17 protein-coding genes, 14 tRNA genes and 4 rRNA genes are annotated in these 21271 nt (G+C 45.7%); 31 read left to right on the forward strand and 4 right to left on the reverse strand.

Annotated features, from left to right (window positions below):
* Positions 1–34: 34 nt before the first annotated feature.
* From NSS67_RS05700 to NSS67_RS05740, 9 genes are all read left to right on the forward strand, one after another.
* The gene (locus tag NSS67_RS05700) at positions 35–979 is read left to right on the forward strand and encodes a DNA-directed RNA polymerase subunit alpha (RefSeq protein WP_036680585.1); all 945 of its coding nucleotides are present in this window, start codon (positions 35–37) and stop codon (positions 977–979) included.
* A gap of 34 nt (positions 980–1013) precedes the next feature.
* Complete coding sequence (rplQ, locus tag NSS67_RS05705) at positions 1014–1379, forward strand: 50S ribosomal protein L17 (RefSeq protein WP_019908254.1); 366 nt, start codon at positions 1014–1016, stop codon at positions 1377–1379.
* Positions 1380–1679: 300 nt separating this feature from the next.
* Entirely contained in the window at positions 1680–2474 is a 795-nt protein-coding gene (gene truA / locus NSS67_RS05710; RefSeq protein WP_339318691.1) for a tRNA pseudouridine(38-40) synthase TruA, read from the forward strand.
* A 217-nt stretch (positions 2475–2691) separates the two neighbouring features.
* Complete coding sequence (gene rplM / locus NSS67_RS05715; protein WP_036680589.1) at positions 2692–3129, forward strand: 50S ribosomal protein L13; 438 nt, start codon at positions 2692–2694, stop codon at positions 3127–3129.
* A gap of 20 nt (positions 3130–3149) precedes the next feature.
* Positions 3150–3542 carry a 30S ribosomal protein S9 gene (gene rpsI / locus NSS67_RS05720; protein ID WP_025706574.1) on the forward strand — a complete coding sequence of 131 codons (393 nt, stop codon included), beginning with the start codon at positions 3150–3152 and terminating at the stop codon, positions 3540–3542.
* 231 nt (positions 3543–3773) lie between these two features.
* Entirely contained in the window at positions 3774–4466 is a 693-nt protein-coding gene (locus tag NSS67_RS05725; protein ID WP_339318692.1) for a phosphoadenylyl-sulfate reductase, read from the forward strand.
* Positions 4467–4503: 37 nt separating this feature from the next.
* The gene (gene sat, locus NSS67_RS05730) at positions 4504–5673 is read left to right on the forward strand and encodes a sulfate adenylyltransferase (RefSeq protein WP_339318693.1); all 1170 of its coding nucleotides are present in this window, start codon (positions 4504–4506) and stop codon (positions 5671–5673) included.
* A gap of 78 nt (positions 5674–5751) precedes the next feature.
* Positions 5752–6492: an N-acetylmuramoyl-L-alanine amidase CwlD gene (gene cwlD / locus NSS67_RS05735; RefSeq protein ID WP_339318694.1), complete on the forward strand. Its 741-nt coding sequence runs from the start codon at positions 5752–5754 to the stop codon at positions 6490–6492.
* Positions 6493–6582: 90 nt separating this feature from the next.
* Complete coding sequence (locus NSS67_RS05740) at positions 6583–7686, forward strand: Mrp/NBP35 family ATP-binding protein (protein ID WP_339318695.1); 1104 nt, start codon at positions 6583–6585, stop codon at positions 7684–7686.
* Positions 7687–7829: 143 nt separating this feature from the next.
* On the opposite strand, the gene gerD is transcribed toward NSS67_RS05740, so the two are convergent.
* Positions 7830–8501: a spore germination lipoprotein GerD gene (gerD, locus tag NSS67_RS05745; protein ID WP_339318696.1), complete on the reverse strand. Its 672-nt coding sequence runs from the start codon at positions 8499–8501 to the stop codon at positions 7830–7832.
* Between the two features lie 129 nt (positions 8502–8630).
* Here gerD and NSS67_RS05750 point away from each other — a divergent pair, with 129 nt between their 5' ends.
* Both NSS67_RS05750 and NSS67_RS05755 read left to right on the forward strand, forming a co-directional pair.
* The gene (locus NSS67_RS05750) at positions 8631–9221 is read left to right on the forward strand and encodes a KinB-signaling pathway activation protein (RefSeq protein WP_339320508.1); all 591 of its coding nucleotides are present in this window, start codon (positions 8631–8633) and stop codon (positions 9219–9221) included.
* Between the two features lie 277 nt (positions 9222–9498).
* Positions 9499–10320 (forward strand): PPK2 family polyphosphate kinase, encoded by an 822-nt coding sequence (locus tag NSS67_RS05755; RefSeq protein ID WP_339318697.1) that lies wholly within the window; start codon positions 9499–9501, stop codon positions 10318–10320.
* A gap of 52 nt (positions 10321–10372) precedes the next feature.
* Here the strand turns inward: NSS67_RS05755 and pdaB are convergent, their stop codons facing one another.
* Positions 10373–11176: a polysaccharide deacetylase family sporulation protein PdaB gene (gene pdaB / locus NSS67_RS05760; RefSeq protein WP_339318698.1), complete on the reverse strand. Its 804-nt coding sequence runs from the start codon at positions 11174–11176 to the stop codon at positions 10373–10375.
* Positions 11177–11283: 107 nt separating this feature from the next.
* Here pdaB and NSS67_RS05765 point away from each other — a divergent pair, with 107 nt between their 5' ends.
* From NSS67_RS05765 to NSS67_RS05860, 20 genes are all read left to right on the forward strand, one after another.
* Positions 11284–11895 carry a stage II sporulation protein M gene (locus NSS67_RS05765; protein WP_339318699.1) on the forward strand — a complete coding sequence of 204 codons (612 nt, stop codon included), beginning with the start codon at positions 11284–11286 and terminating at the stop codon, positions 11893–11895.
* A gap of 252 nt (positions 11896–12147) precedes the next feature.
* Positions 12148–12378: a hypothetical protein gene (locus NSS67_RS05770; protein WP_036680631.1), complete on the forward strand. Its 231-nt coding sequence runs from the start codon at positions 12148–12150 to the stop codon at positions 12376–12378.
* Positions 12379–12737: 359 nt separating this feature from the next.
* Positions 12738–14295, forward strand: a 16S ribosomal RNA gene (locus NSS67_RS05775).
* A 124-nt stretch (positions 14296–14419) separates the two neighbouring features.
* Positions 14420–14536: ribosomal RNA gene (gene rrf, locus NSS67_RS05780) — 5S ribosomal RNA — on the forward strand.
* Positions 14537–14580: 44 nt separating this feature from the next.
* Positions 14581–14657 (forward strand) — tRNA-Ile (locus NSS67_RS05785).
* 84 nt (positions 14658–14741) lie between these two features.
* A tRNA-Ala gene (locus tag NSS67_RS05790) sits at positions 14742–14817 on the forward strand.
* Between the two features lie 173 nt (positions 14818–14990).
* Positions 14991–17919, forward strand: a 23S ribosomal RNA gene (locus tag NSS67_RS05795).
* Between the two features lie 74 nt (positions 17920–17993).
* Positions 17994–18110 (forward strand): 5S ribosomal RNA (gene rrf, locus NSS67_RS05800).
* The 16S, 23S and 5S rRNA genes sit together here with 14 tRNA genes alongside, the layout of an rRNA operon.
* A gap of 6 nt (positions 18111–18116) precedes the next feature.
* Positions 18117–18192, forward strand: a tRNA-Asn gene (locus tag NSS67_RS05805).
* Between the two features lies 1 nt (position 18193).
* A tRNA-Thr gene (locus NSS67_RS05810) sits at positions 18194–18269 on the forward strand.
* An 11-nt stretch (positions 18270–18280) separates the two neighbouring features.
* Positions 18281–18355 (forward strand) — tRNA-Glu (locus NSS67_RS05815).
* Between the two features lie 40 nt (positions 18356–18395).
* A tRNA-Val gene (locus NSS67_RS05820) sits at positions 18396–18471 on the forward strand.
* 43 nt (positions 18472–18514) lie between these two features.
* Positions 18515–18589: transfer RNA gene (locus NSS67_RS05825), tRNA-Gln, on the forward strand.
* Between the two features lie 5 nt (positions 18590–18594).
* Positions 18595–18667, forward strand: a tRNA-Lys gene (locus tag NSS67_RS05830).
* A 15-nt stretch (positions 18668–18682) separates the two neighbouring features.
* A tRNA-Leu gene (locus NSS67_RS05835) sits at positions 18683–18766 on the forward strand.
* 6 nt (positions 18767–18772) lie between these two features.
* A tRNA-Gly gene (locus tag NSS67_RS05840) sits at positions 18773–18847 on the forward strand.
* A gap of 8 nt (positions 18848–18855) precedes the next feature.
* Positions 18856–18932: transfer RNA gene (locus NSS67_RS05845), tRNA-Arg, on the forward strand.
* Between the two features lie 30 nt (positions 18933–18962).
* Positions 18963–19036: transfer RNA gene (locus NSS67_RS05850), tRNA-Pro, on the forward strand.
* Between the two features lie 11 nt (positions 19037–19047).
* Positions 19048–19121: transfer RNA gene (locus NSS67_RS05855), tRNA-Gly, on the forward strand.
* 14 nt (positions 19122–19135) lie between these two features.
* Positions 19136–19209: transfer RNA gene (locus tag NSS67_RS05860), tRNA-Pro, on the forward strand.
* Positions 19210–20158: 949 nt separating this feature from the next.
* Here NSS67_RS05860 and NSS67_RS05865 read toward each other — a convergent pair.
* Positions 20159–20572 carry an ImmA/IrrE family metallo-endopeptidase gene (locus NSS67_RS05865; RefSeq protein ID WP_042132516.1) on the reverse strand — a complete coding sequence of 138 codons (414 nt, stop codon included), beginning with the start codon at positions 20570–20572 and terminating at the stop codon, positions 20159–20161.
* 31 nt (positions 20573–20603) lie between these two features.
* Positions 20604–21032, reverse strand: a complete 429-nt coding sequence (locus NSS67_RS05870) for a helix-turn-helix domain-containing protein (protein WP_339318700.1) — start codon at positions 21030–21032, stop codon at positions 20604–20606.
* Between the last annotated feature and the right edge of the window lie 239 nt (positions 21033–21271).

Consider the following 21271-nt stretch of genomic DNA (forward strand, 5'->3'; position numbering starts at 1 on the left):
CATATAGGAGCGACGTTGAAGGAGGGGTAAACTCGTGATAGAAATCGAAAAGCCGAAGATTGAGACCGTAGAAGCTAATGATGAAGGTACCTATGGGAAATTCGTAGTTGAACCGTTGGAACGTGGGTATGGCACGACTCTGGGGAATTCGCTTCGCCGGATATTGCTTTCTTCGCTTCCAGGAGCCGCAGTGACTTCGGTCCAAATTGACGGCGTTCTGCATGAGTTCTCGACCGTTCCAGGCGTAATGGAAGATGTGACGGAGATCATTCTGAACCTTAAAGCCTTGTCCCTGAAGATTCATTCAGACGAGGAAAAAGTGTTTGAGATTGATGCCGAAGGGGAAGGCATCGTTACCGCAGGTGATATCCGTGCGGACAGCGATGTTGAGATCCTGAATCCGGATCTTCACATTGCAACGCTGGGACCTGGTGCGAGACTTCACATGCGTATTTTTGCAGGGCGTGGTCGCGGCTACGTCCAAGCGGATCGGAACAAACGCGACGATCAGCCAATTGGTGTTATCCCGGTTGACTCCATCTACACTCCTATTTCACGCGTTAACTACGGCATAGACAATACACGTGTTGGTCAAGTGACCAACTACGACAAATTGACGCTTGAAATTTGGACAGATGGCAGTATTAGACCGGAAGAGGCTGTAAGCCTCGGAGCCAAAATTTTGAACGAGCACCTCGTACTGTTCGTAGGTCTTACGGACGAAGCGAAAGACGCCGAAATTATGGTTGAAAAAGAAGAAGACAAAAAAGAAAAAGTACTTGAGATGACAATCGAAGAGCTTGATCTTTCTGTTCGTTCCTACAACTGCCTCAAACGTGCTGGTATTAATACCGTACAAGAGCTTACCACGAAGACTGAAGAAGATATGATGAAGGTGCGTAACCTTGGTCGTAAATCTTTGGAAGAAGTTCAGGAAAAGCTTGAGGAACTTGGTTTGGGTCTCCGTACAGAAGAATAGCTACAGATTGCTTTAGTAAAGGAGGGAAAACACAATGGCATACCAAAAATTGGGCCGTGATTCCAGTGCGCGTAAAGCGTTATTTCGCGACATGGTAACGGATCTGTTTTTATACGAGCGCATCCAAACAACGGAAGCTAAAGCGAAAGAAGTTCGTTCTATCGCTGAAAAGTTGATCACTAAAGCTAAAAAAGGTGATCTTCATGCTCGTCGTCAAGTAGCTGCATTTGTTCGCCGCGAGACTGTTGATGGTGAACAAGATGCAATTCAAAAATTGTTCTCTGACATTGCTCCTCGTTACACAGAGCGTCCAGGTGGATACACTCGTATCCTGAAACTGGGACCTCGTCGTGGCGACGCTGCGCCTATGGTCTATCTTGAATTAGTAGATCGCGCGTAGTATCACAAGTATTGATTTCCGATGATTCCCTTTCATCCGGCCCTCTTTGGAGTAAAGATGGGGGAAATATCAGCGTTATTGTGCTGCAGAGGCGCAAGACTCTGCTGTACCAATAACCGTGGGAATCACCTTGGTTCAATTGAAGGAGCTCCCGCAGGGGCTCTTTTTTTTGAAGTAATGGAGTGAAGTGTTAATGGATGCCGTCCTTCTAGGGACGGCAAAGCCATTTCTTCCTCTCGATTAAGATCAGACAGTGCTTCGATCGACGTTTCTGCTGAACGGTTTAAAAAGGAGAACGGAATGCGTAATCTATTGATGAAGGTCAATTATGACGGAACAAATTATGATGGCTTTCAGACCCAGCCTCAGGGCAATACGATTCAGGATCGGCTGGAGCAAGCGATACTTCATCTGACTGGTGAGGAGCTTAAGATTACTGCTTCTGGCCGCACAGATGCCGGAGTACACGCCTATGGTCAGCCTTTTAACTTTACGACCTCCTCTCGAATCCCACTTGAACGTTGGTGTCTGGCGCTTAATGCCCGGCTGCCACAAGATATCGTGGTTACTGAGGCTAGGGAAGTACCGCTGACGTTTCACTCTCGTAGAGGAGCTAAGCGTAAAACTTACCGATACACGATTAATGGCAACAGGTTTCCAGATCCGTTTCAGCGGCGCTGGCAGCTTCATCATCCGGTGAAGTTGGACATTCCTGCTATGCAGCAAGGCTTAACGCATATTTTAGGGACACATGACTTCACTTCGTTTGCTTCACGTCGGTCTACTAAGACATCTCATGTACGGACGATCTTTGAAGCTCATATGGAAGTAGACCGCAGCATGTGCCGACCCTCTACTTTAGATCAGGGAGTGATCCAAACTTTTATAACGGGTAGTGGATTTCTTCAGCATATGGTTCGCATTATTATGGGGACTTTGATCCATGTGGGGGAAGGTAAAATACATGCTGATGATGTTGCTGAGATATTGGCAGCATGTGATCGTTCTGCTGCTGGTCCGACAGCTATGGCCAAGGGGTTGGCTTTGTGGAGTGTAGAATATGACGAGTCTGAAAGTGAACCTTTTTTTCTATAAATTTCTTCCTAAATAATAGGCTGAATGTTTAAAAATCACTTGCACTTGTTATGTTTATACTGTAATATAAAAGTTGTGTTTTCTTGATGGCTATCCCACAGCCCCGATCAAGGAAATGCCAAAAAAATGCTTTGCTTAACTCACATAATTGTAATTCAATGAGAAACAAGATATACGAAACAGAAGATTTTCGTACGAGAACAAGGAGGAAACATTCATGCGTACCACCTATATGGCGAAGCCGAACGAAGTTGAACGCAATTGGCACATTATTGATGCCGAAGGCAAAACACTCGGTCGTTTGGCCAGCGAAGCCGCTGCTTTGATCCGTGGCAAACACAAACCGCAATTCACTCCACACGTTGATACAGGAGATTTCGTTATCGTAATCAACGCTGAGAAAATTCACTTGACCGGTAAGAAATTGCAAAACAAGAAATACTACCGTCACTCGATGCACCCAGGTGGCTTGAAAGTTACTAATGCTGAAACTTTGCTGAATACTAAACCAGAACGCGTAATTGAATTCGCTGTTCATGGTATGATTCCTAAGACTCGTCAAGGGGACCACATGAAGCTGAGATTGAAAGTATATGCAGGCGCTGAGCATCCACATGCAGCACAAAAACCTGAAGTTTACGAACTTCGCGGATAAGAATAGAGGAGGACAGTTTCATGGCACAAGTACAATACTATGGGACAGGTCGTCGTAAACATTCGGTAGCACGTGTTCGCCTTGTACCGGGTGAAGGACGCATTGTCATTAACAAACGTGAGATGGACGAATATTTCGGTGTGGAAACACTGAAAATGATCGTAAAACAACCTTTGAACCTGACTGAAACACTAGGCAACTACGATGTAATCGTTCTTGCACATGGTGGCGGCATTTCCGGTCAAGCTGGAGCAATTCGTCACGGTATCTCCCGTGCATTGCTTAAAGTTGACCCTGAATATCGCGGTGCGCTTAAGAAAGCCGGCTTCCTGACTCGTGACCCACGTATGAAGGAACGTAAGAAATACGGCTTGAAGGCAGCACGTCGTGCGCCTCAGTTCTCGAAACGTTAATATTTATCAAATTCAACCCTTGGCCTTTATGGTCGAGGGTTTTATTTTTTTATAAGCCCTTTCGAATAAGAAATGAGCTTTTTTTGCATCCATTTACTAATTTTGAGGGATGAAACTCATTGACTTCCTCAGTAAAAGTTATATACTATTTCATATAGAAATAGTTGGTTTTATTACTTCTTTTACCTCATTTATTCATACGATTAATATTTTGGATGGAGGAATACCTTAATGAACCTGCTCGAGAAAGAAGATTTGATCAGAATAAAGGCCGAAGAATTAGAAAGTGCTTCACCCGAGGAAATTATCCGCTGGGCAGTAGAAACATTTCCTAACATTACTTTTGCCTGCAGCTTTGGTGCCGAAGATGTAGTGCTTGTTGATATGCTTCACAAAGTTAGTCCATCTACTGACGTCTTTTATCTCGATACAGATTATCATTTCAAGGAAACCTACGAAACCAGAGATTTGATGGCAGACAAATACGGATTAGAGTTTGTACGTGTGTCTCCACAAATCACAACGCAGGAGCAAGCACTTCAATACGGTGAAACATTATGGACAGTTGATCCTAACCAATGCTGTGGAATTCGTAAAGTAGAACCTTTGACTCGTATTCTATCTCAATATGAGGCTTGGATTACTGGAATTCGTCGTGACCAAGCGCCTACCCGTGCAAATTCTAAAAAGGTTGAGTATGATTATAAATTTGGTTTAGTGAAGTTTAATCCTATTGCGGATTGGACGACTGAGGATGTATGGAACTATATTCGTGAAAATGACGTAATCTATAACCCTCTACATGATCGTAATTATCCAAGTATCGGCTGTGAGCAATGTACTCGTCAGGTTATGCCTGGTGAAGATCCTCGTGCAGGACGTTGGTCTGGATCAGAGAAGACAGAGTGCGGATTGCACAAGTAAGATATATCCCTGTGGGAACATAGAAGGAGAGACTAAGATGACTTCAATACGTCCGCATGGCGGAACTTTGGTTAACCGTGTAGTAGAGGGTACTGAAAGAGAAGAACTGCTTCAACTCGCCCGTGACAACAAGTCAATTACAGTGAACACTTGGACTTTATCCGATTTGGATCTTATCGCTGTAGGTGCATTTTCGCCACTGACTGGCTTTTTAAAAGAGCAAGACTATCATTCAGTAGTAAAAAGCATGCGTTTAGCAGATGGCACAGTGTGGAGTATTCCAATAACACTTGCTGTAGAAGATGATGTGGCAGCCGGATTATCTATTGGGGATAAAGTTTCTCTAATCGGTGAAGATGACGGGAAGATTTATGGTTTATTAGATATTGAGAGTATTTATACTGTTGATCAAGCGATTGAAGCGCAGAATGTATTCAAAACAACAGACCCTGAACATCCAGGCGTGAGCAAGCTGTTGGCCCGTCCAGCAACCTATGTTGGAGGACCGATTACTGTCTTGAACCGTCCACAGCCTGAGAAGTTCGGAGAATTTTATTTTGATCCTGCGGATACACGTAAAATATTTGCTGACAAGGGCTGGAGAACGGTTGTAGGCTTTCAGACACGCAATCCGGTCCATCGTGCGCATGAATACATTCAGAAGTGTGCTATGGAGGTTGTAGACGCTCTATTCCTGAATCCGCTTGTTGGTGAGACGAAGTCAGATGATGTACCGGCAAATGTACGGATGAAGAGCTACCTAGCGCTTTTGGAGAACTATTATCCTGAAGATCGTACTTTTCTTGGTGTTTTCCCGGCGGCGATGCGTTATGCAGGCCCTAGAGAAGCGATTTTCCATGCCATGGTTCGCAAAAATTACGGCTGCACCCATTTCATCGTCGGACGTGACCATGCTGGTGTAGGTGATTACTACGGTACTTACGAGGCACAGGAAATTTTCTCGAATTTTAGTGTGGAGGAGCTTGATATTACTCCATTATTTTTTGAACATAGCTTCTTCTGTAAAAAATGCGGAAATATGGCTTCAAGTAAAACATGCCCTCATCCTAGCAACGATCATATGACGTTGTCGGGTACGAAGGTACGGGCTTTACTCCGTGATGGACAATGTCCACCGCCTGAATTCACGCGGCCTGAGGTTGCGCAGATTCTGATAGAAGGTATGACTCAAGAAGTAACAGCTTAATCATTGTCAGCTAGTACTATTTGACCTTCTTGTCCCATATAGATGAGTATTATCTATTGGGACGAGGGGGTCTTTGTTATGTCTGGCCGAAAGCAGAGTAAGGTCTCGGTCTGGATCTCATGGAGCAGTATCAAAAAAAGTATGCTTGGCGCGACACTGCTAGCCATAATGATCGGAATTATAGCGTATGACATGCCTACCGCTAAAACATTAAATTATTGGAGTCTGCCCTTGTCAGGAAAAGTTATTGCTCTCGATGCAGGACATGGTGGAGCTGACGGAGGAGCGGTTAGCCGGGAAGGGTTAATTGAGAAAGACATTAATCTCGCGGTATCGCTTTATTTACGTGATTATCTGCAGCAGGCAGGGGCTATTGTAGTAATGACTCGTGAGGGTGATTATGATTTGGCTCAGGAAGGCACTAAGGGCTATTCTAAGCGCAAGACTGAAGATCTTAAGCAAAGAGTAAGAAGCATTGAAGAGAAAGGCGCAGACCTTTTTATAAGCGTTCATATGAACAGTGTACCTTCAAACCGTTGGAGTGGTGCGCAGACCTTTTACTATCCCAATCACAAGGATAATAAAGCTATTGCGGAGTTTGTGCAGAGCGAACTGAAGACTACGCTGGAGAATACAGATCGTGTGGCTAAAACAGTGAATACTGTATATCTGCTAAAAGCATTGAAAATACCAGCGGTGCTTGTAGAAGTCGGTTTCTTATCGCACCCGCAGGAATCAGCTCTGCTTGGAAATGATGTCTATCAGCGTAAGGTAGCGACTAGCATTTATCGTGGCATTCTTCGGTATGCCTCCGAGTAGTCAGGACTACTCATGGGGAGACAGGTAATGATATAATAGACAAAAACTCCGGATGATTTCTCAACCGGAAAGGAAACAGAGGTGCTTCCCATGCTGACTAAGGAACAAATTCAGGAAATACTGCAGCCATTAACAGACTCTGAAACTGGAAAAAGCCTTGTGGAACTACAGCTGATCCGTGACATTATGATTAAAGAAGATCGTATTTCTTTATCTATCATATGTCTGAATCCTGAAGAGCAAAGTCGCATGGATCTAGAACAACAGGTTCGTGAATTGCTTGAAGCGGGTGGGGCTCCTAATGTACATATCCGGCTTCGTAATGCAACCGATTATGAACGTGCTAACCTTCGCGGAGAGAGCGCTGAGGAAGTTGTTGATGAGCCTGGGAAACTTAAAGGACATGCTGCGGGCCTTGATGACCATGAATTAATTAGCGAGAGCTCTGGTGTGAACTTTATCGCCGTGGCCAGCGGCAAAGGTGGAGTTGGTAAATCTACAGTAACGGTGAACTTGGCCGTAGCCCTTGCGAGAAAAGGTAAAAAGGTTGGTCTTGTCGATGCCGATATTTATGGTTTCAGCATTCCCGATATGATGGGGATCGAAGAGGGGCCGGTTGTTGAAGAAGGAACTATTATTCCTGTGGAACGTTTCGGAGTGAAGGTCATGTCTATGGGCTTCTTTATCCGTGAGAATAGTCCGGTTATTTGGCGGGGGCCTATGCTTGGAAAGATGCTGCGCCAGTTCTTCAATGATGTCGGTTGGGGTGAGCTTGATTATATGCTGCTTGATCTTCCTCCAGGCACAGGTGATGTGGCGCTTGATGTGCATCAGATGCTGCCCCACAGCAAGGAGATCATAGTTACGACACCTCACGCTACAGCAGCGTTTGTGGCGGCTAGAGCGGGCTCTATGGCTCTGCAGACAGATCATGAGATTATTGGAGTCATTGAGAATATGGCTTATTATGAGTGTACAGACTGTGGTAAGAAAGATTATATTTTTGGCAGAGGTGGAGGAGCAAGGCTTGCAGAGACGCTTCATACGGAGCTTCTTGCACAAATTCCACTAGGTGCACCGGATAATCATATTTCTGAACCGGATTTCTCACCTTCTGTATACAAAGAAGAGACACCGACAGCACTATTGTTTGCCGAAATCGCTGATAAACTAATTGCAAAATATGAGCACTAATTCTTGTGTATGAAAAAGAGGCCTTATCCCACACGTTTGAGTGGGATAAGGCCTCTTTTTTTACGTACTGAAAGTATATATTTGGGGCCCCCGTAAAGTACCTGAGTACGCTTCGTAGCAAATCTCCACATTGTGGGGATATTTTAAGAACTTGAATCACCGCCGCTACCACCGCCACCGCTTTCCTGTGTGTCGCCACCTTCGCTGCCTTTATCTTTTTTCTCCTTTGGCTCAAGTTCTTCTTGTACGACTTTTTTAAGTAAAGTCAATACTTCCATACGGAATAATGGGTTTTGCATAGATTCCTGCATGGTCTTCATGGATTGCTTACGGTAATCAGGTGTTTTGGTGAGATTTAGAAACATGGTCATCATTTCTGGAGACTTCATAATTTCTTCGACTGATTTCTGGTAAGTGGGATCCTTAATTAGCTGAAGGTGTAGCTCCTTGCTTTGCGATTGAATCGCTTTAGCAAAATCACCCGCGAACTTGGGATCCGTCATTATTTTCTCAATTTCCTTTTGATATTCCGGTGCAGTGAGGGTATCCTTAACAGCGGTTTTAATCTCCTCTGTTGTTTGAAGAGGCATCATCTTCATGCTCATTCCACTGCTGCCACCAGAGCTGGAACTTGATAATGATTCCTCAACCGCTTTCTTTCCATCTTCGCTTTTTAATATATCAATAACCATGGTCTTCATTTCTTTATAACTGCCCTGTCCGGAAGAAGAACTGCTCTGCTCACCTCCGCAAGCCGTTAAGGCCATTACAAAGCCCAATGCCAAACCCACAGAACTGATAAATCTCCATTTCATTGGCGCTGCCCTCCTTTATAGGATTCTCCAGATGTATTATGCCGCATTAGAACACATTTATGTTCTGGGTGTAATGGTGTTTTGTCGGTATCCTTGGTAAAATAAATCTGACAAGGGGAGGTGAATTGGCTGAGTATAAAAAAATGGTTTCATTTATTTTGGACTACCCTCCTTATAGGAGCGGGTGGGGCTGTAATCGCTGGTCTGGCACTGCAATTCGTGAATGGTACGATTGATTTCAAAAGTGTAGGGGATTTCTTTTTATACCCGCTGATTCTGCTTGGTTACGGAATGCTTGTAAGCGTTTATTCGCAACTTGGTTTTTTTGCCTATTTGATTTTGAATTATATGGGCAACGGGGTTTTTCCACAAAAGGTTTGGAAATACATACAACTAGTGCTTTCTGTGCTCGCATTGCTTGAACTGATTTTTTTGCGTACCGTCGTTGGCGGAGATAGAAATGTTATGTCTGATCTAATATTAGGAATCGTTATTTTGCTAGCAGCTATTATTGTGTCTTATTTCAAAGTGAAAAGTACAAACAGCTCTGCTTTGATTCCAACCCTCTTTTTTATGACAGCTATATCAATTGTGGAAGTGATCGGCGTGCTCCGTATAGGTGTCGATAGTGCGACCGTATTTATTGTTGTTCCGCTTATCGCTTGTAATGCATTCCAAATTTTGATGCTTCACCGTATTCTGAAACCGGCAGCCGGATAATGAATGGGGAAGGCACTAAACAATGAACCCCGTGCTCTGATCTCAGAAGACGGGTTTTTTGCTTTAACTGTATCTTAAAGATTAAAATCTGTTTACGGAGGTTAATCTTAAAGAACGTAATGCTCTAAAACTAGGCGTATGCTTCCGAAGCGTGTTTTGTACGTAGTTCTTCAATGATGCATATGCTTTACAAAACTAAGTGAATGCTTCCGAAGTGAGTTTTGTACGAAGTAATACAAGTGTAGTAACGCTCACAAAACTTTTAGGAGGGGAATATATGGACATCAAGCGCTATATGATAAAAGACACAAATGAAATCCGGCTTAACAAGCTGGATCCAGACGACACAGGCATTTTTAAATCCAAAAAAGAAGCAGAAGCCAAAACAGAGCAGCTCAAAACACGCTTGGCAGAGCTACAAGATATTTTGTTTGCTCAGAAAAAGCATTCGCTGCTTGTAATTCTGCAAGGAATGGATTCCAGCGGTAAGGATGGAACGGTTAAGCATATTTTTTCAGGCATCAATCCACAAGGATTCATTGTTACCAGCTTCAAGAAACCTTCTCTAGAGGAAGAGGCTCACGATTTTTTATGGAGGGTTCACCAGAAGACACCCCCTAAGGGCTATATCTCTGCATTTAATCGCTCGCACTATGAAGATGTATTGGTACCGCGGGTACATGGGGGATTAAAAAAGGATGATTTCAAGCGCCGCTTTCGTTACATACGGCAGTTCGAGGAAATGCTAGTGGAAGAGGGAACTACAGTTATTAAGCTTTTTCTGCATATTTCTAAAGAGAAGCAGTTAAAGAAAATCAAAGAACGACTTGAAGATCCCAAAAAACACTGGAAATTCGATGCAAGTGATCTCCAGGAGCGGGAGTATTGGGAGGATTACCAAGAAGCATATGAAGATGTTTTCAAGGAAACTAGTATAGATAAAGCACCCTGGTATTGGATACCCGCCAATCATCAATGGTACCGCAACTATTTGGCCTTATCCATCGTTGTAAAGACACTGGAGAGTCTGGATCTGAGTTATCCGAAGCTGAATACCCCCACACCCGACATATCGGAACTCATTTCTCCACGTCATTAATACTTTGGAAAGATCAACAATTATTACGGCACCAGAGATTGTGAAATGTGCTCTATAGCCCGGCCGCGTCCTCGATGGCATTACTAAGTGAAGCTGAGTCGCGGACCTCTTTACCTTCGGCGTTGCTTTGACTAATTAGCTCAGAGACGGTAACGAACTCATAACCTTGACTCCGAAGCTCGTCGATAATGAGCGGAAGTGCTTCATGCGTTTGTTTGCAGGAATCACTGGCATGTAGAAGGACGATATCACCAGGATGCGCTTTTGTTGTCACACGCTTCACGATATTGTCTACGCCGATGTTCTTCCAGTCCAGAGAGTCTGTGTCCCATTGAATGACCTTGTATCCGAGATCGCTGGCAACCTGAAGGACTCTTTTGTCAAAATCTCCATTAGGCATACGAATCAAATTAGGCTCAGTGCCTGTTAATTCGGTAAGTACGGTGTGAGCCGTTGAGATCTGTGTACGAATTTCTTCGTTGCTTAGTGTGCTGTAATTGACATGTTTATGACCATGACTACCAATTTCGAAACCTGCATTCTTGATGTTGGTTACAATCTCCGGGTGAGTCTTACTCCATGGTGAAGACAGGAAGAAGGTGGCTTTGTCCACTTTCTTGTCTTCAAGTACCTTCAAAATCGGTTCGGGTCTTTTCTCCCCCCAGCTAATATCGAAGGTCAGGGCAATCAGCTTCTTCTCTGTTGGTACACTGTAGATCGCAGAAGGTCCAGATTCGGAAAAAACAGTTATGTTACCCCTCTCGACATAGACAACTCCAGCAGCAAGAAGCACAGCGGCGAAGATATAGATAAATCGTTTAATCTTTTTGCCGCTGAATACATAAAAAGAATTCATAATGACAGCGCTCCTCTCCCATGCGAAATGCTTGTATGTTCTAAATGTATGCTCGTACCGCACGGTTATGACCTAAGATACAAAGATCACAATTTCAGGAGGTATTTATGTTGTCGTTCTTCACATTTGTTAAAGATCTAAAAACGATTCGTAAGGCTTTATTGTTGTCCTGTCTGCTCTTCGCAGTAGGAGCGGTTATAGGCTGGGTAGCAACGAGTAGTCTTGAAAAGCTATTGGTTCAGCAATTGGAGGGGCTCAGCGAAATCAGCGGTAACCTTAGAGATTCTTCTAATCCGCAATGGAGCTTCTTTGTTTTTATATTTTTGAATAATAGCATCAAGGGTGTTCTTATCATATTTTTAGGGGCGTTGTTCGGTATACTGCCAGCCATATTCTTATTTATTAACGGAGCGGTTATCGGCTATTTGATTCATTTATCAGCGCTGCAAGGACAGGACTTGTTCGAACTAATAGTAAAAGGACTGCTGCCTCATGGGATTATAGAGATTCCAGCGATCATTATTGCTTGTGCATTTGGACTGCAGTTCGGCGGAAAAGTACTTTCAAGTATATTTCGTTTATTCACTAAAAAAGAGGACAGAGGTGTAGATTGGTCTTCGTTTACGCGTCAGACACTTACAGCATCCATTTGGACAGTAATCCTCCTATTTGTTGCAGCCATTATTGAAAGCACAATAACTTTCTCTCTTTTATCATAAAACTTCCGGAAATGGAGCATAACATTAAAACCATTCATCCAAGGATTGCCTAAAGATCAGAGGTATATAATCGTGACGAAGCCATAAAGGGAATTTTTAATAATTATGGTTATAAAAAGAGTACTCCGGTTAATCTAGTGTAAGAGGATCTTAAGGCAGCTTTCTCCATGAGATGGACTAACTAATTATGTACAAGGGTTTTGTGGTTTTAGTGAATGTGTTACTTGCAACTTCATGAAGGAGGCCAAGCATATGTTGGGAATGTTGTTTAACGAGAAAGAATGCAAGGAACTGGATTATGTTTTGCGAAAAGAACTTGATGAGATGCTGTTAGATTTGAGCGATCAGCGCTTGGACCAAAATATCAGGCATGCCATCGCCAATAGATATAAGACTGTATTTCGAATGTACGCTCGTTTTGCTCCTCAGAAAGAGCTTTCCAAGTATGCATGGGGCGGACGTTCTTCTCAGTATAAACACTGAGGATGGGTGGTAAATGCAAGAGTCTTATATGAATTTAAGATTATTTAATAAAATAGCTTGACTAAAAAGGAGTGCTCATGATAAATTATATCTCGCGCTCCTTTTGCTTGTGTAAAAGGGAAGCGGAAGGCGAGTGAAATTGAAAAAAACATTTTTCAAAAAAAAGACTTGCCAAACAGCGAAACACTGTGATATATTATAAAGGTCGCCGCTGACAAACAACGACGACGAAATAAGAGACATTGATCTTTGAAAACTGAACAACGAGTGAGTGGGAAATCACGAAAGTGATATCCAAAATTAGAGAATTAATTTTCTCGTCAGATGTTTCAAAATGAGCATATCGCTCTTTTCAATACTAATTGGAGAGTTTGATCCTGGCTCAGGACGAACGCTGGCGGCGTGCCTAATACATGCAAGTCGAGCGGAGTTATTTTGAAAGCTTGCTTTCAAAATAACTTAGCGGCGGACGGGTGAGTAACACGTAGGCAACCTGCCCTTCAGACTGGGATAACTACCGGAAACGGTAGCTAATACCGGATAATTTCTTTTTTCTCCTGAAGAAAGAATGAAAGACGGAGCAATCTGTCACTGAGGGATGGGCCTGCGGCGCATTAGCTAGTTGGTGGGGTAACGGCCCACCAAGGCGACGATGCGTAGCCGACCTGAGAGGGTGAACGGCCACACTGGGACTGAGACACGGCCCAGACTCCTACGGGAGGCAGCAGTAGGGAATCTTCCGCAATGGACGAAAGTCTGACGGAGCAACGCCGCGTGAGTGATGAAGGTTTTCGGATCGTAAAGCTCTGTTGCCAGGGAAGAACGTCCGGTAGAGTAACTGCTATCGGAGTGACGGTACCTGAGAAGAAAGCCCCGGCTAACTACGTGCCAGCAGCCGCGGTAATACGTAGGGGGCAAGCGTTGTCCGGAATTATTGGGCGTAAAGCGCGCGCAGGCGGTCATTTAAGTCTGGTGTTTAAACCTTGGGCTCAACCTAAGGTCGCACTGGAAACTGGGTGACTTGAGTACAGAAGAGGAAAGTGGAATTCCACGTGTAGCGGTGAAATGCGTAGATATGTGGAGGAACACCAGTGGCGAAGGCGACTTTCTGGGCTGTAACTGACGCTGAGGCGCGAAAGCGTGGGGAGCAAACAGGATTAGATACCCTGGTAGTCCACGCCGTAAACGATGAGTGCTAGGTGTTAGGGGTTTCGATACCCTTGGTGCCGAAGTTAACACAGTAAGCACTCCGCCTGGGGAGTACGGTCGCAAGACTGAAACTCAAAGGAATTGACGGGGACCCGCACAAGCAGTGGAGTATGTGGTTTAATTCGAAGCAACGCGAAGAACCTTACCAGGTCTTGACATCCCTCTGAATCCACTAGAGATAGTGGCGGCCTTCGGGACAGAGGAGACAGGTGGTGCATGGTTGTCGTCAGCTCGTGTCGTGAGATGTTGGGTTAAGTCCCGCAACGAGCGCAACCCTTAACTTTAGTTGCCAGCAGGTAATGCTGGGCACTCTAGAGTGACTGCCGGTGACAAACCGGAGGAAGGTGGGGATGACGTCAAATCATCATGCCCCTTATGACCTGGGCTACACACGTACTACAATGGCCGGTACAACGGGAAGCGAAACCGCGAGGTGAAGCCAATCCCATCAAAGCCGGTCTCAGTTCGGATTGCAGGCTGCAACTCGCCTGCATGAAGTCGGAATTGCTAGTAATCGCGGATCAGCATGCCGCGGTGAATACGTTCCCGGGTCTTGTACACACCGCCCGTCACACCACGAGAGTTTACAACACCCGAAGTCGGTGGGGTAACCCGCAAGGGAGCCAGCCGCCGAAGGTGGGGTAGATGATTGGGGTGAAGTCGTAACAAGGTAGCCGTATCGGAAGGTGCGGCTGGATCACCTCCTTTCTATGGAGAATCGTTCTCTGCAATGAGGACATTCAAATCGGAAGCTAAGCTTCCTCAATAGAACCCTCGGGTTCGAACACTCACTCGTGTTCAGTTTTGAAAGAGCAAGTCTCTTTCATATGCGTTTGGTGGCGATAGCGGAGGGGTTCCACACGTACCCATCCCGAACACGACCGTTAAGCCCTCCAGCGCCGATGGTACTTGGACCGAAGGGTCCTGGGAGAGTAGGACGCCGCCAAGCGGACAACCTTATTTGGTTGATTCACAATGTTATATATGTTATATGGGCTTTTAGCTCAGTTGGTTAGAGCGCACCTCTGATAAGGGTGAGGTCGGTGGTTCGAGTCCACCAAGGCCCACCATATAACTTTATAAAGTACGAGGCCTCCGAAAAGTAATCGGAATAAGCTTCGAAGCTAGACTTCACTTTTTGGAGTGAATTATATGGGGCCATAGCTCAGCTGGGAGAGCGCCTGCCTTGCAAGCAGGAGGTCAGCGGTTCGATCCCGCTTGGCTCCACCATAATTTTTAAAATTCAATACCTTTTTTAAACATTGATCCTTGAAAACTGGATACCGAAACGAATTTGCGTTTTAGAACATCTTTTAAGCTGAACTTGTGTAAACAAGTTTAAATTAATAGTGATGCTAAGTGAAGATTTTCGATTGTGCGAACAAGCGAAACATCGGAACGATGGTTAAGCTAATAAGAGCACACGGAGGATGCCTAGGCGCCAGGAGCCGACGAAGGACGTGGCGAACAACGAAACTGCCTCGGGGAGCTGTAAGCAAGCTTTGATCCGGGGGTGTCCGAATGGGGAAACCCAGCTGTGGTAATTCGCAGTTACTCACACCTGAACACATAGGGTGTGTAGAGGCAGACCAGGGGAACTGAAACATCTAAGTACCCTGAGGAAGAGAAAACAATAGTGATTCCGTCAGTAGCGGCGAGCGAACGCGGAACAGCCTAAACCTAAGAGCTTGCTCTTAGGGGTTGTGGGACGTCTCACATGGAGTTACAAAGGAATATGGTAGGTGAAGAGGTCTGGAAAGGCCCGCGATAGAGGTAAAAGCCCTGTAACCTAAACTGTGTTCTCTCCGAGACGGATCCCGAGTAGTGCGGGGCACGTGAAACCCCGTATGAATCCAGCAGGACCATCTGCTAAGGCTAAATACTACCTGGCGACCGATAGTGAAACAGTACCGTGAGGGAAAGGTGAAAAGCACCCCGGAAGGGGAGTGAAATAGAACCTGAAACCGTGTGCTTACAAAAAGTCAGAGCCCTATTAATGGGTGATGGCGTGCCTTTTGTAGAATGAACCGGCGAGTTACGTTTAACATGCAAGGTTAAGTCGAGAAGACGGAGCCGCAGCGAAAGCGAGTCTGAATAGGGCGATTTAGTATGTGGACGTAGACCCGAAACCGTGTGATCTACCCCTGTCCAGGGTGAAGGTGCGGTAACACGCACTGGAGGCCCGAACCCACGTACGTTGAAAAGTGCGGGGATGAGGTGGGGGTAGCGGAGAAATTCCAATCGAACTCGGAGATAGCTGGTTCTCCCCGAAATAGCTTTAGGGCTAGCCTCGGTATAAGAGTAGTGGAGGTAGAGCACTGATTGGTTGCGGGGTCCGCAAGGATTACCAAGATCAGTCAAACTCCGAATGCCATATACTTATTGCCGGGAGTCAGACAGTGAGTGCTAAGATCCATTGTCAAAAGGGAAACAGCCCAGACCATCAGCTAAGGTCCCCAAGTGTGTGTTAAGTGGGAAAGGATGTGGAGTTGCACAGACAACCAGGATGTTGGCTTAGAAGCAGCCACCATTGAAAGAGTGCGTAATAGCTCACTGGTCGAGTGACTCTGCGCCGAAAATGTAACGGGGCTAAACACACCACCGAAGCTATGGCTAGATACGTATGTATCTGGGGTAGGGGAGCGTTGTATGTGGGTTGAAGGTGTACCGTAAGGAGCGCTGGACAGCATACAAGTGAGAATGCCGGTATGAGTAACGAAAAGATCAGTGAGAATCTGATCCGCCGAAAGCCCAAGGTTTCCTGAGGAAGGCTCGTCCGCTCAGGGTAAGTCGGGACCTAAGGCGAGGCCGAAAGGCGTAGTCGAAGGACAACAGTTTGAAATTACTGTACCACCGTAATCCGCTATGAGCGATGGGGTGACGCAGGAGGGTAGTGACGCGGACTGATGGATATGTCCGTCTAAGCAGTGAGGCTGATGTGTAGGCAAATCCGCACATCGATAAGGCTGGGCTGTGATGGGGAGCGAAAATTGTAGTAGCGAAGGTCATGATCTCACACTGCCAAGAAAAGCCTCTAGCCAGGAGAAGGTGCCCGTACCGCAAACCGACACAGGTAGGCGAGAAGAGAATTCTAAGGCGCGCGGAAGAACTCTCGTTAAGGAACTCGGCAAAATGACCCCGTAACTTCGGGAGAAGGGGTGCCCCGGTAGTGTGAATAGCACGAGGGGGCCGCAGTGAAAAGGCCCAAGCGACTGTTTAGCAAAAACACAGGTCTGTGCGAAGCCGCAAGGCGAAGTATACGGGCTGACGCCTGCCCGGTGCTGGAAGGTTAAGGGGAGTGGTTAGGGGTAACCCGAAGCTATGAACCGAAGCCCCAGTAAACGGCGGCCGTAACTATAACGGTCCTAAGGTAGCGAAATTCCTTGTCAGGTAAATTCTGACCCGCACGAATGGCGTAACGACTTGGGCGCTGTCTCAACGAGAGATCCGGTGAAATTTTAATACCTGTGAAGATGCAGGTTACCCGCGACAAGACGGAAAGACCCCATGGAGCTTTACTGCAGCTTGATATTGAATTTGGGTACGATCTGTACAGGATAGGTGGGAGCCGTAGAAATCGGAGCGCAAGCTTCGGTGGAGGCGCCGTTGGGATACCACCCTGATCGTATCTAGGTTCTAACCTAGTACCGTAATCCGGTACGGGGACCGTGTCAGGCGGGCAGTTTGACTGGGGCGGTCGCCTCCTAAAGAGTAACGGAGGCGTTCCAAGGTTCCCTCAGAATGGTTGGAAATCATTCGAAGAGTGCAAAGGCATAAGGGAGCTTGACTGCGAGACCTACAAGTCGAGCAGGGACGAAAGTCGGACTTAGTGATCCGGTGGTACCGCATGGAAGGGCCATCGCTCAACGGATAAAAGCTACCCTGGGGATAACAGGCTTATCTCCCCCAAGAGTCCACATCGACGGGGAGGTTTGGCACCTCGATGTCGGCTCATCGCATCCTGGGGCTGAAGTAGGTCCCAAGGGTTGGGCTGTTCGCCCATTAAAGCGGTACGCGAGCTGGGTTCAGAACGTCGTGAGACAGTTCGGTCCCTATCTGTCGTGGGCGCAGGAAATTTGAGAGGAGCTGTCCTTAGTACGAGAGGACCGGGATGGACGTACCGCTGGTGCACCAGTTGTTTCGCCAGAAGCATGGCTGGGTAGCTACGTACGGACGGGATAAGCGCTGAAAGCATCTAAGCGTGAAGCCCCCCTCAAGATGAGATTTCCCAATTAGTAAGACCCCTTGAAGACGACGAGGTAGATAGGTTGGAGGTGGAAGTGCAGTAATGCATGGAGCTGACCAATACTAATCGGTCGAGGGCTTATCCTATACTTAAAACGCAAATTCAATTCGGATTCAGTTTTCAGGCGATTAAGCCTGAGCATTTACGCTGTAAATGCCCGTTTGGTGGCGATAGCGGAGGGGTTCCACGCGTACCCATCCCGAACACGACCGTTAAGCCCTCCAGCGCCGATGGTACTTGGACCGAAGGGTCCTGGGAGAGTAGGACGTTGCCAAGCGGATATTCCCTGATAGCTCAGTTGGTAGAGCACTCGACTGTTAATCGAGTTGTCACAGGTTCGAGTCCTGTTCGGGGAGCCATGCTCTCATAGCTCAGCAGGTAGAGTGCTTCCATGGTAAGGAAGAGGTCACCGGTTCGAATCCGGTTGAGAGCTCCACAGATTTGCAAGGCCCGTTGGTCAAGGGGTTAAGACACCTCCCTTTCACGGAGGTAACATGGGTTCGAATCCCATACGGGTCACCAACTTTTACTTGTACTTACCCTTAGAGGGTCCCATAGATATGGAGGCTTAGCTCAGCTGGGAGAGCATCTGCCTTACAAGCAGAGGGTCGGGGGTTCGATCCCCTCAGCCTCCACCATAATCTTCCTGAGAGATTATGGGCAGCATAGAGTTACCATCAGTGGGGATTAGCCAAGCGGTAAGGCAACGGACTTTGACTCCGTCATGCATAGGTTCAAATCCTATATCCCCAGCCAAGTGCGAGCCATTAGCTCAGCTGGTAGAGCACCTGACTTTTAATCAGGGTGTCGAAGGTTCGAATCCTTCATGGCTCACTTTTATTATTACATGCGCGTGTGGCGGAATGGCAGACGCACCAGACTTAGGATCTGGCGTTTCACGACGTGGGGGTTCAAGTCCCTTCACGCGCACCATATTTTGCGGAAGTGGCTCAGCGGTAGAGCATCGCCTTGCCAAGGCGAGGGTCGCGGGTTCGATTCCCGTCTTCCGCTCCATATTTTTTGCGCCCTTAGCTCAGCTGGATAGAGCGTTTGACTACGAATCAAAAGGCCGGGAGTTCGAATCTCTCAGGGCGCGCCATTTTTTTATTAAGCAATTATAGTATTCTTACGGGATGTAGCTCAGCTTGGTAGAGCACCTGGTTTGGGACCAGGGGGTCGCATGTTCAAATCGTGTCATCCCGATTTTCACCTTTGCGGGTGTAGTTCAATGGTAGAACTTCAGCCTTCCAAGCTGATAGCGTGGGTTCGATTCCCATCACCCGCTCCATAAATTTATAGTAACGGGATGTAGCTCAGCTTGGTAGAGCACCTGGTTTGGGACCAGGGGGTCGCATGTTCAAATCGTGTCATCCCGATACTCAGCTTAATCGCTCTTAGAAAGCTCTTACTTCGGTAAGAGCTTTTTTTGTATTATAAAATTATACTTTATGTAATCAAACTATTGGAAATGCACTAACTAGAGGACGATTTTAATAGATAGATTGTACGATATACAACAGAACTACAAATCAGCTCGTGTTTTAAAACTTCTGTTGCACAACTTACAGCGACCATATCAGAACGAAACATTACGGACCAGTTACTCATCTGTATCGGACTCAGATGCAGCTGTTTACGTATTTTGAGGCTTTTGGGGAGATTTGCGGACTCGAGAGACGTTAATCATCATAATCAGGGGCGATATCGTATGTTTTCAGTCCATTAAAGTCACTGGAGTCCGATAGCATCCCAGAATAGCGCAATTATTGAAAATAAGAGCTCTGGTGTCCGAACGCATTGCTGAGTAGTTTTGTTGTTGATATTAGTGATACTTACTGGGTAGATGACCGTGGTCGAGCAAGAAAGCCAAGCGAATATGAGGCCTTATTTGCGTGATTTTGATGACATGAAAAACTTAAGTGTATTCTATACAGTTATTTCGTATGAAAAAGTGAGAATTTCAATTTTAAGTGTATTCTATACAATTAAGTACCAGGGAAAACCCCAATAAGGCAATATTTCAAGAGAATAAGTGTACGAAATACAGTTATATGTATTTGAGAGTTAGTTGAAGAAGTATAGTTGCACAAAATACAGCTAAATGCTTCAGTGTGTTGATTCAGCCAGACCACCAAGCGACAGTCTATCATTCACCCGCTCGCTACTCACCGGACATCAAGCCCCGGATTACCATCAACCGCATCACCCTACTCTAGATTCCCATACACCCGCTAATCATACAGACATAAATGGCACATTAGGTCTCGTAAAATATTCGTCTATCAATCACGGCGGCAATCTACTGCTCATGCTCAGTTTTTTCTATCATTCTTCCAAAAGAAATTGAACTTCTGGTGGAATGCCAATCCGCAGATAATAACTCTTCCATGATTCCTCTTGCTCAGGATTGCTACCTGTGGATAGTAGCTTTACAGCAAAGACATTAGCTTGACGTTCAAGCTTCCCAGGTGAGAAATAAGAGCTTTCCTCCAGAAAAAAACGGTTGATCCCCTTATGAAGGCGATCATGTCCTAATTCATGCGCACAAACGAAGCGCTGCCACTCAACTGGCAACTCATTATGAATGACGATAAATCTTCTTCTTAGTTTTCGGTAATATAATCCCTTAGTGCCTGTCCCAAGGTTCATGAAACGAATGTGAATACCTAGCGCTGAGGCCAGCTCGAACGGGCAGTTAGTTTTATATTTTTTAATCAGATTATTGATCAGTTCATCCATATTCTTCACCTGCAGCATGTTAGTGTAGTTATTAAGTGTTGTTGGATTTATTTCTCTTGTTCATCTGTTTGGCTTCCCAGAATAAGCCGGTCAGTACATCTTTTATCCTCTGCTTGTCTTCCTTGTCTAATGGAATCCCATCAAACATCAGCTCTCCATCATCCTCTAGCATCTTTCGGAAGTCCCGCTTATCCTTACTCGTAGCCCATTCTGGGACAACCTCTTCGCTCGGAAGGGCCTGTTCCTGCAAATACCCGGCTTGATCCATTAGCTCCTCGTACGGCACGCCTGTAGCCTCTGCTATTTTGCGTAATGTAGTTGGCTTAGGAACTCCTCTTAATCCATTCTCAATCCGTGAAATCTGTGATCCGCTAATCCCCGCTGCTGCTGCCAATTGATTAATGGTAAGTCCCTTCGTTTCGCGAAGTTGCTTCATGTATTCCCCAAATTGCTGTTTCATCTCAACCACTCCTTATAGACTGAAGCTTATGATATTAATATAAGCTAATTATGCCAATTGGTAAACAACAAAGAACATATTATTGCCAAAAGGCAAGATAAACGGTGGATTTATACTTTATTTCGCCCAAAACAGACTAAAATGGGGTTTTACGAGATTGGTAAAGAAGTGGTATATTATAGAAAAATACGAACAGAATACGAACACTTTTTATTTTAGCACATTGCTTAGGAAACTTC

Origin of the sequence: Paenibacillus sp. FSL R10-2734, assembly GCF_037963865.1 — a bacterium.
Classification (GTDB): domain Bacteria; phylum Bacillota; class Bacilli; order Paenibacillales; family Paenibacillaceae; genus Paenibacillus_AQ.

Coding starts and splice junctions, on each gene's coding strand:
- rplQ (WP_019908254.1), top strand. CDS start 1,014: ATGGCATACCAAAAATTGGGCCGTGATTCCAGTGCGCGTAAAGCGTTA.
- truA (WP_339318691.1), top strand. CDS start 1,680: ATGCGTAATCTATTGATGAAGGTCAATTATGACGGAACAAATTATGAT.
- rplM (WP_036680589.1), top strand. CDS start 2,692: ATGCGTACCACCTATATGGCGAAGCCGAACGAAGTTGAACGCAATTGG.
- rpsI (WP_025706574.1), top strand. CDS start 3,150: ATGGCACAAGTACAATACTATGGGACAGGTCGTCGTAAACATTCGGTA.
- NSS67_RS05725 (WP_339318692.1), top strand. CDS start 3,774: ATGAACCTGCTCGAGAAAGAAGATTTGATCAGAATAAAGGCCGAAGAA.
- sat (WP_339318693.1), top strand. CDS start 4,504: ATGACTTCAATACGTCCGCATGGCGGAACTTTGGTTAACCGTGTAGTA.
- cwlD (WP_339318694.1), top strand. CDS start 5,752: ATGTCTGGCCGAAAGCAGAGTAAGGTCTCGGTCTGGATCTCATGGAGC.
- NSS67_RS05740 (WP_339318695.1), top strand. CDS start 6,583: ATGCTGACTAAGGAACAAATTCAGGAAATACTGCAGCCATTAACAGAC.
- gerD (WP_339318696.1), bottom strand. CDS start 8,501: ATGAAATGGAGATTTATCAGTTCTGTGGGTTTGGCATTGGGCTTTGTA.
- NSS67_RS05755 (WP_339318697.1), top strand. CDS start 9,499: ATGGACATCAAGCGCTATATGATAAAAGACACAAATGAAATCCGGCTT.
- pdaB (WP_339318698.1), bottom strand. CDS start 11,176: ATGAATTCTTTTTATGTATTCAGCGGCAAAAAGATTAAACGATTTATC.
- NSS67_RS05765 (WP_339318699.1), top strand. CDS start 11,284: ATGTTGTCGTTCTTCACATTTGTTAAAGATCTAAAAACGATTCGTAAG.
- NSS67_RS05770 (WP_036680631.1), top strand. CDS start 12,148: ATGTTGGGAATGTTGTTTAACGAGAAAGAATGCAAGGAACTGGATTAT.
- NSS67_RS05865 (WP_042132516.1), bottom strand. CDS start 20,572: ATGGATGAACTGATCAATAATCTGATTAAAAAATATAAAACTAACTGC.
- NSS67_RS05870 (WP_339318700.1), bottom strand. CDS start 21,032: ATGAAACAGCAATTTGGGGAATACATGAAGCAACTTCGCGAAACGAAG.